The sequence below is a fragment of the Oleiphilus sp. HI0079 genome (genome assembly GCF_001635105.1).
This window is the reverse complement of the sequence record NZ_LWFT01000044.1, coordinates 1-891: the sequence shown is the minus strand read 5'-3', so window position 1 is coordinate 891 and position 891 is coordinate 1. Positions and strand designations below refer to the sequence as shown.

Here is an 891-nt window from a genome sequence, read left to right as displayed (position 1 = left end):
GACGTTGCCCGAGAGCTATACGCCGAGGCCAAGCAACACGGTATTTCATTTGTAGATGGACCGGTTTCTGGTGGCGAACAAGGCGCCATCAATGGTCAATTGACCGTCATGTGCGGAGGGGATCAAGACGCCTACTCAAAAGCGGAAACGTTTATCAACGCATTCGCGAAATCTTGCAAACGTATGGGAAACACGGGTTCAGGGCAACTCACAAAAATGTGTAACCAGATTGCCATTGCGGGATTGGTGCAGGGTTTGGCGGAATCCATTCATTTTGCGCAACAAGCCGGACTAGACCCGCATAACGTCATTGAAGTTATTTCAAAGGGGGCGGCTCAGTCCTGGCAAATGGAGAATCGTCATAAAACCATGATCGCGAATGAGTACGAGCATGGCTTTGCCGTCGACTGGATGAGAAAAGATCTTGGAATATGCCTAGAGGAAGCTCGGCGCGTTGCTGCAAAACTACCCGTCACCGCACTAGTAGATCAGTTTTATGGGGATGTACAAGACATGGACGGTGGACGCTGGGACACCTCTAGTCTTCTAACGCGTCTACAGAAGAAATAAACGTCAGTCCTGCCTCTAATGCGCATACCTGGGCATCAATACACTCGTCTGGAGTTATAGATGCGCTATCTGGGTACACTTCCGTCGTTGTCGTGTAAGGCGCATTCGTTACACCTGCGCAAAGACCAAGCGATCTGTAGGCATAATTCACGACGCCCCTTTGGGCAGCAATATCACCGAGCAAGCGCCCTTTCGCGTCGTTCGGAGCGATATGCGTTATCTCACTTACCGCTGAAACAATGGCAGCCTGAAAACTAGACTGGGGGTTATTCGAATCTCCTACAAGGTAAAAGCCATCGGGAATCTCCGTCGGCTCATAAC

The 891-nt window shown here is 50.4% G+C and carries 1 protein-coding gene and 1 pseudogene; one reads left to right on the top strand and one right to left on the bottom strand.

Annotation, left to right across the window (positions count from 1 at the left end; translation table 11 throughout):
* Window positions 1-570, top strand: a 570-nt coding sequence (locus A3750_RS00770) for an NAD(P)-dependent oxidoreductase (RefSeq protein ID WP_156498274.1), incomplete at its 5' end; no start/stop codon positions are given.
* Here A3750_RS00770 and A3750_RS25585 read toward each other — a convergent pair.
* A pseudogene (locus A3750_RS25585) lies at window positions 539-891 on the bottom strand (peptidase); the annotation flags it as partial. The gene A3750_RS00770 and the pseudogene A3750_RS25585 overlap by 32 nt on opposite strands.